The organism is Gardnerella piotii, assembly GCF_049815665.1.
Lineage (GTDB): Bacteria > Actinomycetota > Actinomycetes > Actinomycetales > Bifidobacteriaceae > Bifidobacterium > Bifidobacterium piotii.
On record NZ_CP187450.1, the window covers coordinates 720,110 to 732,148 of the forward strand.

Consider the following 12,039-nt stretch of genomic DNA (forward strand, 5'->3'; position numbering starts at 1 on the left):
AAGCTATCGTATTGTTTTTTGCGCACGTTTGCAAGTTTACGTCTGATGGCATTTAACCACATTCATAGGATATGTGATTAAAATTGCGTTGAATTTTTATAGAATCGCGTTGAATTTTTTACACAATGATGTCAAATTTTTGTAAAAACGTATAAATATCAATTACTTATTAATGATTTATAACCAAGTTTTTAGACTCGCCCTAGTTTTGATTGACTTGCTAGCAAGCTACGATTGTATACGCCGTTGACTTTGTGTTGCAAGTGTTGCAATTAGACAAAGCAACGAGCTTAAACAATTAAATAACAACATAAACAACAATTAAATAAATGTATCTAATTCAATCCAGAAAGGTTTGTTGAATGGATAGCAAAGAACCCAAAGATGGCGCATACTCTAAAGATGCGACCAATAAACTCTATGGGCAAGAAAACGCGCAAGAATCGCAAGCTGGCTTTAGTACAGATGCTTCGCTTAACGCTGCGTCTAAAAGTGCGTATAAAACCAATAAGCGTGGTTTGGGAAAATTCTGGCTTGTTTCTGTAGCAATCGTAGTAATCGCAGTAGTTAGCGCGATTGTTGCAACACTTACAGGTCCACAAAAAAATCCTGCAAGTCAAACATCTTCTGCGCAAGTTTCAAATAAAACTGTGTCAATCGGATTAAAACTTGCTCCTACAAATCTCGATATTCGCAATCAATCTGGCTCTTCATTGGAGCAATTGTTAATTGGAAATGTGTATGAAGGTCTTGTAGCTAGAAATACTAAAAATCAGGTTGTTCCATCCCTTGCAGAAAGTTGGAAAATAAGCAAAGATGGCTTAAAATACACTTTCCGCATGCGTAAAGGCGTTGTTTTTTCTAATGGGAATAAGCTTACTGCAAAAGATGCTGAGTGGTCTTTTAACGAGCTTGTTGCAAAGAAGTATCGCGGATCAAACATGGTTGGAAAAGTTGAATCCGCTAAAGCTAAAGATGATTACACGTTTGAAATTAAGCTTAAAGAGCCAAATGCAAAGCTTTTGTGGGCGTTGTGCTCTAGAGCTGGCTTAGTTTTCGATAAGCTTGCGAATTATGACACTAAAACTCAAGCAGTTGGATCTGGTCCATATTTGGTAGAAAAGTTTGTGCCAAACGACCGAGTTGTGTTAAAAGCAAATCCGCGCTATAAGGGCATTAATAAGGCAAAAACTCAAAAAGTTGTTGTTCGCTATTTTGTAGACGATGTTGCTGCTGTAAATGCGCTTTCTTCGGGATCTGTTCAAGCTTTGGCGCCTATTTCTGGCCAGCTTGCTAAGACTTTTAAGGCGGATTCAAAGCACTATGTTGTTAAAGCTGGAAACACTACCGATAAATTTGTGCTTGCTATGAATATGAATGGTGAGCGAACTAAAGATAAGCGCGTGCGTCAAGCGATTCGCTATGCGATTGACCACAAGCAAATTATTGCTTCGCGCGGAGGTACGGATGCTTTGCTTGGCGGACCAATTCCTTCTTTGGACCCAGGATATGAGGATTTAACTAAGATTTACGCGCATAATGTTAAGCGCGCTAAGTCGTTAATGAAGGAAGCTGGTTTTAGCGAGTTGAATCCTTTGCATCTTTCGCTTACTTACCCGAATATTTATGGAACGCAACTTGGTGAGCAATTGATGTCTCAATTAAAGCAAATTGGCATTGATCTAAAAGTAAACGTTGTTGAATTTACTACTTGGCTTCACGACGTTTATACAAATAAAAACTACGATTTGTCTATGGTAGATCACAATGAAAGCCATGATTTTGGCCAGTGGGCAGATCCTAAGTATTACTACGGTTACAACAATAAGCAGGTTCAGGATTTGTATGCTAAGGCAATGCTTTGCGCGAATATTAAGGAGTCTAATAAGCTTCTTGCTAAAGCTGCGCGAATCGTTAGCCAAGATGCTCCTGCAGATTGGTTGCTTAATTACAAAGTTGTTACAGCTAAGGTAAAGAACCTTGAAGGCATGCCTTTTGACATTAATCAGGTTCTTTTGCCGCTATACAACTTGCGACTTAAGTGATTTGGTCTAAATTCTCCCGCGTTTGTTTCTTTTTCTTGCTTTTGTTTACGTTTTAGCTCATTTAGTAAACAAAAGCGGGCAAACTTTCACGAGTTTGTTTACCAGTTAAGTAAAAAAGGGAACAAATGCGGGAAAACGATAGATTAAGTAAGGGGTTTGTATGAAGCGCATGATTCTTCGACGCATCGCGTTGTTCTTTGTAGCGCTGCTATTTATTTCTGCAATCGTATTTCTTGCTCTTAGAGTTTTACCTGGAGACGTTGCTCAAGTTATGGCTGGCTTAAACGCGCCAGATGGAAAAGTTGAGCAATTAAGACGCGATTTAGGATTAAACAAGCCCCTTTTCATTCAATATTTAGAGTGGATTTTTGGCGTTTTTAGGGGCGACTTTGGCATCTCAATGCTCACTGGTCGCTCCGTTGCGTCCACTATTGCTATGCGTGCTAGCATAACTTTTCCGCTTATTTTTCTAGGGCTTTTAATTGCGCTCGCAATTGGTATTCCGCTTGGATGTTTGCAAGTTTTGCATTCTGGCAAGTCTTTGCAAGGCTTTTTAAGATTTTGCGCTATTGCAGGCGGCTCTGTTCCTGCTCTTTGGGGCGGAATGATTTTAATCATGATTTTTGGCAGGGGTATTGGCTTAGTTGGGATTTTTCCTACTCAAGGTTTTCCAACAGACGGTTGGCGTGATTTTTCTAGCGCATTTTTGTCGTTGATTCTTCCATCGCTAACAGTTGGCATTATTGTTGGATCTGGCTTTATGCGTTACGCTGCGGCATCATTAGAGCAGATTTCTAATAGCGACATTGCTTTGCAAGCTATGGCTTGTGGAATGACTAAAAAGCAAATGATTTGGCGAGTTGGCTTGCGATTAGCGTTGCCGCAGCTTGTGTCGGTAATCGGCTTGACTTTTGCGCACATGATTATGGGCGTAATGGTTATTGAAAACCTGTTTTCGCTTCCTGGAATGGGTATGGGTCTTGTGCGCGATGTTGGTTTGCGAGATCTTATATCTGTTCAAGGCAATCTTTTTATGCTTTCTGCATTGTTCTTGCTTGTTGGGTTTGCGATTGACGTGTTGCATCGTTTGTTGGATTCAAGGCTTAGCCAGGATTCGAGTAATGAATGATTCGAGCTGTGATTCAAGTGGGGAGTGATTCAAGCAATGATTAAGTTTTTAAGACGCATTTGGCGCGGAATTATTGGAAAATTCGTGTGTATTGTTTTGTGCTTGTGGATTTTTGTAGCTGCTCTTTCTTTTGTGTGGACGCCTTATTCTCTTCTAGAAACAAACGGGTACCAGGTATGGCAAAAGCCTTCTCTAAAGCATTGGCTTGGCACAGATGGCACGGGTGCAGATATGCTTAGCTGGCTTATGGCTGGTTCTAGAGTAGAGATTTTGCTTGTTATTTCAACAATTGCGATTGCAAGCGTTGTTGGGTTTGTTGTTTTAAGCTTTACGATTTGCCGTGTTCAAAAAATTCGTTCCCTAAGCATTATGGCAGTAGACGCTTTAATTTCCATTCCAACAGTTTTGATTGCGCTTATGCTTGCTGTGCCTCTTGGAGCATCCGTTCTTGTAATCATGCTTGCATGCGGATTTGGCTACGGCTTAAATCTTGCTCGTATTTTGCGACCAAGTGCTGTTCTTGTTCTTAAATCCAATTATGTTGATTGCGCGATTTCTAATGGTGCTAGCAGAAGTTACGTTTTGCTAAAGCATGTTTTTCCTAATATTTTGCCTATCGCTTCCGTTCAGCTTTCGCTTTCTGCAGGAACTGTTATTTTAGCGGAAAGCGGATTGACTTATCTAGGTGTTGGTGTTCCTTCGGGAGTGCCGAGCTGGGGTCGTGTGCTTTCTACTTCGGTTACTTTGATTCACGTTTATCCGCTTGCGGCTCTATGGCCTGGTCTTGTTGTTACATTAACAGTTTTGGCTCTTAATCTTTTTGGTGATGTTCTAAGAAGTGCTACAAATCCAGCAAATAGGGAGTCTAAGAATGAGTCTTGATATAAAAGGATTATCGCTTAGCATTGGATCTTCGCGCATTTTAAGCGATGTTTCACTTAACGTTAAAGATGGAGAGCGCGTTGGACTAGTTGGATCTTCTGGCTCTGGCAAATCAATGCTTTTAAGAGCTGCGATTGGTCTAGTTCCGTCTAATTGCAAAATCACTGGCTCTTGCCATGTTGGCAATGCCCAAACTGTTGGCGCTAACGATTCTGCGCTTGCGCGCATTCGTGGCAAGTATGTTGGAGTTGTTTTTCAGCAAGCGGATCGCGCGCTTAACCCTGTTATGAGTGTTAGCGAGCAAATCTCGTTACCTCTTAGGATTCATTACAATTTAGAAGAAGACGATATTCAAAATCGCGTTAAAGTCATGCTTGAAAAAGTTGGTTTAGGCGCAAATATTTTGAATAAGCGTACTTTTGAGCTTTCTGGCGGGCAAATGCAGCGAGTTGGAATTGCTACAGCTCTTATAACTTGCCCTAAGCTAATTCTTGCAGACGAGCCGACTACTGCTCTTGATTCTGTTACGCAAAAAGATGTTGTAAATATGCTCACTTCTTTAGTTGATAATATGGGCGCTTCAATGCTTTTTGTTACTCACGATTTTTCTGTTCTTTCTTACGCTGCTACGCGTTGCTATGTTTTGGATTCTGGGCGATTAGTCGATAGTGCGCGCGTTGGTGAATTGCTAGAAAATCCTAAGGTTCACTCTACTAAGCAGCTTGTTCTTGCAGCGCGCGCTTTAAGTCTTAGTAAAAATGATTTAAGTCTTAGTAATAAGAATGATTTAAGTCTTGATGATAAGAATGATTTAAGTCTTAGTAATAGGAATGATTCTTCTAAAGATGATTGCATTTTTAACGCTAAAAACGTTCACGTTGTTTTAGGAAGCTCAAAGACTCGAGTTGAAGCATTAAAAGGCGTTGACTTTAATCTTAAAGTTGGTGAATCTTTAGCACTAATTGGCGGATCTGGAAGTGGTAAAACAACTTTGATTCGCTCTTTGCTTGGATTGCAAGAAATACGCCAGGGGAGTATAGAATACTGCGGAAAGCTAGTCGAAACCGTTGAAAATGCTAAAAAGTTAAATTTGAAGGATTCCGCTTACGCAAATATGAGAAGACAATGTTCGCTTGTATTTCAGCATCCTTTTGCAGCTTTAGACCCGCGTTGGACAGTTAGAAAAAGCGTTGCTGAGCCGCTTGAAATATGGCGTAAAAACATGAGTTCTGATTCAAATACTGTTGATTCACATGCTGTTGATTCACATGTTATTGATTCTAAAGTAGATGATGTTTTGAATTTAGTTGGATTAGATCCTAGTGTTTTTGGCAAAAGATACCCTTGCCAGCTTTCTGGCGGGCAAGCTCAATGCGTTGCGATTGCGCGCGCGCTAATCAATAATCCTAGAGTTTTGGTTGCAGATGAGCCAATGAGTGCAATCGATGTTGCTGAGCGCACAAGAATCTTAGATGCGTTTAATGTGATTCGCGCAAATCGCCCTAATATGGCGTGCATATTCGTTAGCCACGATCTTGGTATGATTCAACATTTAGCTTCTAGCGTTGTTGTTCTAAAAGATGGCGTTGTTGTTGAATCTGGGCTTGTAAGTCAAATTTTAAATAATCCAAAACATAGCTACACTCGCGAACTTATTGATGCTGCTACTTTGTAAGTCTGTATTGGTAAGTCTTGAAAGTTTGTAAGCAAATAAGTGTTGCAAGTCTAATAAAAAATATTTTTAGATTCGCGTTTATGTGTGTTTGGCAAGAATAGCGTCTAATATTGTTAGTAATCGTTATTTGCGCATGTATTACAAGTTAGGAAAGATAAAATGAGCGAAAATCAAAATAATCAGCCAACACCTCGTCCAGAAAGCTTTGAGCTTGACCACACTAAAGTTAAAGCTCCATACGTTCGCTATATTGACACTCAAAAAGGCCCGAATGGAGATGTTATTTCTAACTACGATATTCGCTTAACTCAGCCTAACCAAGAGGCTATTCCTACGGGCGCTTTGCATACGATTGAGCACACGATTGCTGTTCTTTTGCGTCAGCGCATTGAAGGCTACATTGATTGCTCTCCATTTGGTTGCCGTACAGGATTCCACCTTTTAACTTGGGGAACTCATAGCACGGAAGATGTTGCGCGCGCGTTAAAGGAATCTCTTGAATTTATTGCGTATAAAGCTACTTGGGAAGATGTTCCAGCTACAACTATTGAGTCTTGCGGAAACTACCGCGATCATAGCTTATTTGGAGCGCGTCAATGGTGCAAAGATATTTTAGATAAGGGCATTAGCTCCGATCCTTTTGAGCGTAAGATTGTGTGATTTGTTGCGTTTAATTGTGTGATACTGTAAAATCGCCATATTCTAAGCATAGGGGGGTGTATGTGTGAAATAAGATTGAGGAAAGCAACTCTTAGTGATCTAAAAGATATTGAAAATATTTATGAGAGAGCAAGAGTATTTATGGCAAATAATGGCAATCCTCATCAATGGGGAGATCGTTTTCCTCTAACATCTAGTGTTATAGAAGATATTCGTTTGAACCGTTTTAATCTTCTTGTAGACACGGACCCAGACTTTGGAGAAGAGCGCATTTTGGCACAATTTGCACTGTGCGAAGGGGCTGATGAAGTCTACGCAAAGATTGACGGAGCGTGGCTAGATGACGTTTTGCCATACGTTACAATCCATAGACTTGCCTCTTCGGGAGTCAAGCCAAAAATGGCAAGAGAGTGTTTAAAATGGGCCAAGAGCAACTACTCTAATGTTAGAATTGACACTCATCCCGACAACTTGATTATGCAAAAAGTTATTTTGCGAGAAGGCTTTAGCAAGTGTGGTCTTGTTGTAATTCCAGATCGCGCGCATAGTGCAACTAGAATCGCGTATCAATGGTTGCGCTCGCATAATCATGTAATACGGTATTAGAAGTATTAGCAGTATTAAGATGTAAGTCAAAAATACTTGCATATATAGTAGATATAAAAGTAAACGTAAAAGTAAAGGCGCAAGATATGTGTAAAAATTCGAGTATACAAGCGATTTTGCAAGAAAACTATGCTCGCGCCTTAAGCACATACCCAGGGCAGGTAATTGTTGATTTAAAAGCGCTAAGAGATAATATGCGAACTCTTGTTGAGCGTGTTTCTAAAGATTTGAAGCCTGGGCAAAAGTCGCCAGCAGTTATGGGAGTTGTTAAAGCAGACGGGTATGGTCACGGGCTTATTCCTAGTGCGCTCGCAGCTCTTGCAGGGGGAGCAACTTGGCTTGGTACAGCTCAACCTTACGAGGCTTTGCGGCTTCGTAAATGTGGAATTGACTCAAGTAGATGCCGTATTCTTACGTGGCTAACCAGCGCTCCAACGTCTCGTTTTGCAGATTTAATAAACGCAGATATTGATATTTCTGTTGGCTCGCTGGATTCAATTGATGCTGTTGCGCTCGCAGCTAAATCGGTTGGAGCTACCGCTCGCGTACACGTTAAGGTAGATACAGGATTTGGCAGAAACGGTTTTACGCCTGCAGGCTTTAGTGATGCTTTAGAAAAACTTAGTGAATATTCTAGCCAGGGATTAATCGAAGTTATTGGGCAATGGAGTCACTTAGCCGTTGCTGATTGCCCAGACGTTCCAGAGTTTGTTGCATCTACAGATAGGCAAATTGAGCAATTCCACGATTTTACTCGCAGAATGCGCGAAGCTGGTTTGGAGCCTAAAATCCGACATTTAGCTAATACGGCTGCAACTCTTAACAGACCAGAGATACGATTTGAGCTTGTTCGCCCAGGAATTGGATTGTACGGATACGAGCCAGATCCTGTTATGGGAGCTCCTCAAGCTTACGACTTGCGTCCAGCTATGACTTTACAAGCGCAACTGGGAACAGTTAAATCTGTAGAAGCAGGGCATGGAATTTCGTACGGCCGCACGTATTTAACACCAGACAATACAAGCACGGCAATCGTTCCACTTGGCTATGCGGATGGCATTTTGCGCGCGTCTAGCGGATTCGATATGCAAGGCTCTCGTCATATTAATAAGCCTGGAGGCCCTGTGCGCGTGGAAACTAAGAGCGGCGCTAGGATTTTGCATGTTTCGGGGCGCGTTTGCATGGATCAGTTTATTGTTGACTTAAAAGGCAGTGCTAAAGATCTTGGGGTTAAAGAAGGAGATACAGTAAGGCTTTTTGGGCCAGGCAGAGGCTTAGAATATGCGGAGCCAACGGCAGATGATTGGGCAGCATCTGCAGGAACAATAAGCTACGAGATTATGACTGGTATTGGCCCTAGAGTTCCTCGATTGTATAAGAATGCTTACGAAGTTTTGCCTAAAAAAGACATAAAAATGTTGGATGAAAAAAGCTTAATCTAAATTTTTACGGTTTTAGCGACTATTGAGTTAGCGACTTTACGCTTTTAGATTTACGCTTTTAGATTTGCTTCTTGCAATTAGTGGAGGAGGTTTTTAATGTGTAACGATGTGATTGCTTCCGATAACGAAGTTGTTGGCGAATACAGCTTGCACGATACTGAGCGTTGGGCTAGCGAGCCTCACCACACGCGCGCTCGCACTCCGTTTGAGCGAGACAGAGCTAGAATAATCCACTCTTCAGCGCTTAGAAGACTCGGCGCTAAAAGCCAAGTGCTTGTAGCAGGCTCCGACGATTTTGCTCGAACGCGCTTAACGCACACGTTGGAAGTTGCGCAAATTGGTCGCCAGATTGCTGCAATGCTTGGAGCAGATCCAGATGTTGTAGATTGCGCTTGCTTAGCTCACGACTTAGGTCATCCGCCTTTTGGTCACAATGGCGAGCGCGCGCTTGCTCAAATCGCAAGCAATATTGGTGGTTTTGAAGGAAATGCTCAAACTCTTAGACTTTTAACGCGTTTAGAGCCTAAAGTTTTTAGAGAAAATGGCGCTAGTGCAGGAGTAAATCTTACGCGTGCAAGCTTGGATGCTGCTGTTAAATATCCTTGGGGTTTTGATGAAGCAAAAGCGCACGATAAAGGCGAGCGTGACTTAAAATTCTGCGTTTACCCAGACGATAGGGAAGTTTTTGATTGGCTAAAGTCTGGCTCTCCGCGCGAATCGAAGCCTATAGAATGCCAAATTATGGATCTTTCCGACGATATTGCGTACAGTGTTCACGATATTGAAGATGCAATTGTGACTGGAGCTTTTAACACGGAGCTTGTTTGGGATTCAAGTGTTGCAGATCAAGTTGTTCAAGAAGCTCATAATTGGTACGGCAGCCAGTGGGATGCAGATAGTCTTTTGGCAGCTTTTAAGCGTTTGCGCGCTCTTAACATGTTCCCTGATTCTTTTGACGGCTCTAGAAGGTCTCTCGCTCACTTAAAGAATATTACTAGTGCTTTAATCGGCAGGTTTGCAAGCTCTGTTGAGAAAGCAACTAGAGAAAAATATGGAAACGGCGCTTTAATTCGCTATCGCGCAAATGTTGTGATTCCTCCAGAAACATCTTACGAGATAATCGTTCTTAAAAGTTTGGCTGTGCATTTTATAATCCAGCCTAGGGAGCGCGAGTTTTATAAGCGTGAGCAAAAGATTCTAACGGATTTGGTTGAAGTTTTTATGAGCAAATCTCCGAGAGCGCACGATGCTATGGAATCCGTGTTTATAAGCGATTGGAATAATTGCTCTAGCGAAGACGAACGTTTAAGAGTTGCGATTGATCAAGTTGCAAGTCTTACAGATGGATCGGCTACAGCTCTACATGCTGCTTTGTGCTAAATCAATGCTTTTACGCTTTTATGAATAGAGTGTCTATAGCCTTCGGCTTGCGATAAGCTAGAGATTATGGCTGGAATGATTGTAAAAGAAGACGTTGAGCGTGTGCGCGCTGCTGCAGATTTGTACGATATTGTATCTGCAACTGTTACGCTTAAGCCTTCTGGAACGGGTACTTTTGTGGGGCTTTGCCCGTTTCACGATGAAAAAACGCCTAGTTTTAGCGTTCGTCCAAGCTTAGGTGTCTGGCATTGCTTTGGTTGCGGTGCTGGCGGAGATGTTTTTAAGTATGTTGAGCAAAAAGAAAACATTGATTTTCGCGAGGCAGTAGAGCTGCTAGCGGATCGCTACCACATTGAAGTACATTATGACAAATCGCAAGATGCTAAAGATAATTCTCATGCTGGCTCCAAGCGCGCTCGTCTTATAGAAGCAAACGAGGAAGCTCAACGTTTCTTTGCGTCTCAAATCAACTCTAAAGAAGCGGCTCCAGCGCGTAGCTTGCTTGCAGGGCGCAATTTTACTCAAGCACAATGCGAGCGTTTTGGTTGCGGATACGCGCCTAACGGATGGGATAATCTTGTTCGCTATTTGTCTAATAAGGGTTTTACTCGTCAAGAATTATTGGATGCAGGATTGGCTCGCCAAGGTCAGCGCGGAATTTACGATTACTTCCGCGGCCGATTAACGTGGCCTATTCGAGATTCTACAGGCCGTACTTTGGGTTTTGGCGCTAGAAAGCTTTACGACGACGATTCTATTAGCGCAAAGTACATTAACACTCCAGACACTGTGTTGTACCGAAAAACGCAAGTTCTTTACGGAATTGACATTGCTAAGTCGAATATTGTTAAAAAGCGCCAAGTTGTGATTGTGGAAGGCTATACGGATGTTATGGCTTGCCATTTAGCTGGTGTAGATACTGCTGTTGCAACTTGCGGAACGGCTTTTGGCGCGGAGCACGCGAAGATTATTCGCCGTCTTATTGCAGACGATTCTTTGGGAGCGATTCAGCTTGTTGGCCCTGTAAAAGTAGAAGGTCAAAAAGTTAGTTCGCGTATTGTTTTTACTTTTGATGGAGATGCAGCTGGTCAAAAAGCTGCTCTGCATGCTTTTGGCTTAGATTCAGCGTTTTTAACACAGACTTTTGTTGCTGTTGCAGATAACAATTTAGACCCTTGCGATTTGCGTATTCAGCGCGGCGACGATGCTGTTCGTTCTTTGATTGCGCGCGCTAATCCTCTTTACGATTTTGTAATCGACACTGTTATTCGTAAGTTTGACACGTCTTTTACTACAGGGCAGATGGGTGCTGTTAAGGCGGTTGCTCCTCTTGTTGCGCAAATTCGAGACAGGTCTTTGCTTGACTTGTACACTAGAAAAGCTGTTAGAAATATTGGTGTTGATTTAGACGTTATGCGTAGGGAAGTGGAGTCTAATAGAAGGCGATTGCACGTTGTAGACGATGACGCTTATTCTAAAGGCTATTCTTCTAGCGTTTATGCGGATTCTCGCGCATTTGATCAGCGTTCTCAAAGCATGAATGAAGCTGCTGTAAAAACAGCCATGCTTAGAAGTGCGTACAAGAATCAAAGCTATTACAAGGTTGACGATTCCGTGTTTATGTGCGAACAGCAGTTTATGGCTGTTCTTATGCAATCTCCTCTAGCATTTAGCGGCCAACTTTTTGCGCATCTTACTTTGAATAATTTTATTACGCCAGTTTTTAGAACTCTTTTCCAAGCATTTGTTGCTTCTGGAGGCTTGCCTAGCACAAATATTAGCCAAGGTCTTTGGTTGCACACTATTACTAAGGCTGCAGGTCCTATGTTAGAAGGCGTTATTAACGAGCTTTCCGTAATGCCTCTTCCATTGTCTTTAAGCAAGGGCTTAAGTGGAGCTTCTTCTATTAACTCGCTAGCTGCTTATGATTATAGTGGCGAAGTCACTAAAGGCGGGCCATCCAGTCTTTTGCGTGTTCCTAGCGAAGAAGAACAAAAGTATGCAAACGAGTTGCTTATTAAGCTTTTAGACGTTGGTTTTATGCGAAAAATCGGAGCTATTAAGCTTAGAATGAGTAAGTTAGAAGATGGGAGTGAAAAGCTTAATCTTTTAGGTCAGATTACTAGATTAGAATCTGCTCGAAAAGATCTTCAATCACAAATTCTATAAGATTTATCAATTACTTGTTTTGTCTTTATATGCCGAGATACGTTATTTATG

At 41.8% G+C, this 12,039-nt stretch carries 9 protein-coding genes; all 9 read left to right on the forward strand.

Annotated features, from left to right (window positions below):
• Positions 1-362 precede the first annotated feature (362 nt).
• The 9 genes from ACPEIW_RS03040 to dnaG all read left to right on the forward strand — a co-directional run bounded on the left by ACPEIW_RS03040 (position 363) and on the right by dnaG (position 11,988).
• The gene (locus ACPEIW_RS03040) at positions 363-2,045 is read left to right on the forward strand and encodes an ABC transporter substrate-binding protein (protein ID WP_425664313.1); all 1,683 of its coding nucleotides are present in this window, start codon (positions 363-365) and stop codon (positions 2,043-2,045) included.
• A 160-nt stretch (positions 2,046-2,205) separates the two neighbouring features.
• A complete protein-coding gene (locus ACPEIW_RS03045; RefSeq protein ID WP_016838033.1) occupies positions 2,206-3,174 on the forward strand; it encodes an ABC transporter permease in 969 nt (322 codons plus the stop codon).
• A gap of 36 nt (positions 3,175-3,210) precedes the next feature.
• The gene (locus ACPEIW_RS03050) at positions 3,211-4,056 is read left to right on the forward strand and encodes an ABC transporter permease (RefSeq protein WP_016838031.1); all 846 of its coding nucleotides are present in this window, start codon (positions 3,211-3,213) and stop codon (positions 4,054-4,056) included.
• A complete protein-coding gene (locus tag ACPEIW_RS03055) occupies positions 4,046-5,731 on the forward strand; it encodes an ABC transporter ATP-binding protein (RefSeq protein WP_425664316.1) in 1,686 nt (561 codons plus the stop codon). The genes ACPEIW_RS03050 and ACPEIW_RS03055 overlap by 11 nt, the downstream gene beginning before the upstream one ends.
• A 159-nt stretch (positions 5,732-5,890) precedes the next feature.
• A complete protein-coding gene (locus tag ACPEIW_RS03060; protein WP_004113527.1) occupies positions 5,891-6,391 on the forward strand; it encodes an S-ribosylhomocysteine lyase in 501 nt (166 codons plus the stop codon).
• Positions 6,392-6,451: 60 nt separating this feature from the next.
• Positions 6,452-6,997, forward strand: a complete 546-nt coding sequence (locus tag ACPEIW_RS03065) for a hypothetical protein (protein WP_016838023.1) — start codon at positions 6,452-6,454, stop codon at positions 6,995-6,997.
• Between the two features lie 86 nt (positions 6,998-7,083).
• Complete coding sequence (gene alr / locus ACPEIW_RS03070; protein WP_016838021.1) at positions 7,084-8,439, forward strand: alanine racemase; 1,356 nt, start codon at positions 7,084-7,086, stop codon at positions 8,437-8,439.
• 96 nt (positions 8,440-8,535) lie between these two features.
• A complete protein-coding gene (locus tag ACPEIW_RS03075) occupies positions 8,536-9,819 on the forward strand; it encodes a deoxyguanosinetriphosphate triphosphohydrolase (RefSeq protein WP_016636034.1) in 1,284 nt (427 codons plus the stop codon).
• Positions 9,820-9,885: 66 nt separating this feature from the next.
• Positions 9,886-11,988: a DNA primase gene (dnaG, locus tag ACPEIW_RS03080; protein WP_425664319.1), complete on the forward strand. Its 2,103-nt coding sequence runs from the start codon at positions 9,886-9,888 to the stop codon at positions 11,986-11,988.
• Positions 11,989-12,039 lie beyond the last annotated feature (51 nt).